Raw genomic sequence first — 360 nt, forward strand, 5'->3', positions numbered from 1 at the left:
CCTTCCTGCAGCTGTCGCCCAGCGGCAGCGGCATTCACGGGCTGGTCTACAGCGCCGCGCAGGGCGAGGCCGGGCGGCGCCTGTCGCGCTACCGGCTGGTGCTGCGCCCGCAGCTGGCGTACCTGGCGCACCGCATCAACCAGCGCATCTTCCAGCACAAGACGGTGCCGCAGATCATCGCCCAGGTGCTCGAAGAGCACGGCATCCTCGCCAGCGACCACCGCTTCGTGCTCGGCGCGGTGTACCCCGAGCGGGTGTACTGCGTGCAGTACGACGAGTCCGACCTGCACTTCATCCAGCGCCTGTGCGAGGAGGAGGGCATCCACTACCACTTCCAGCACAGCCCGCAGGGCCATGCGC

At 69.2% G+C, this 360-nt stretch carries 1 protein-coding gene; it reads left to right on the forward strand.

The window, feature by feature from the left end; all coding sequences use genetic code 11:
• Positions 1 to 360, forward strand: a 360-nt coding sequence (locus tag QMX96_RS26740) for a contractile injection system protein, VgrG/Pvc8 family (RefSeq protein ID WP_282362730.1), incomplete at both ends; no start/stop codon positions are given.

Source organism: Pseudomonas sp. PS01300, assembly GCF_029960155.1.
Taxonomy (GTDB): domain Bacteria; phylum Pseudomonadota; class Gammaproteobacteria; order Pseudomonadales; family Pseudomonadaceae; genus Aquipseudomonas; species Aquipseudomonas palmensis.